General features: G+C 67.6%; 1 protein-coding gene. It reads right to left on the bottom strand.

Translation table 11 applies throughout. The features are described 5' to 3' along the window. The coding region (locus N3G78_14880; protein ID MCX8119200.1) for an NADH-quinone oxidoreductase subunit L at positions 1-237 on the bottom strand (237 nt) is incomplete at its 3' end. Positions 238-244: the final 7 nt, after the last annotated feature.

Below are 244 nucleotides of genomic sequence, written 5' to 3'. Positions count from 1 at the left end.
GAGCAAGGCCACGAGTACAGCCAGAACCGTCACGGCCGCCAGGCCTAACTCCAAGCCGTGACTCGGTTCCTCGGCGGCGATCGCCAGATGATCGGGATGGACGGGCGCGCGCGCCAGCGCCGGCCGCACGAACTGCTCGAATCCGTTGGCGATCCGGCCGCCCGTGTAGGCTTCCGAGATTCCAATCCATCCTCCGCCGAGGGAGAGGGCGGCCAGCACCAAAAGCGGGATCGTCATCACCGGC

This window comes from Thermodesulfobacteriota bacterium (assembly GCA_026415035.1).
Taxonomy (GTDB): Bacteria; Desulfobacterota; BSN033; order BSN033; family UBA1163; genus RBG-16-49-23.
Note: the sequence above shows the minus strand (reverse complement) of the source record. Positions and strands in the feature narration are given on the sequence as shown.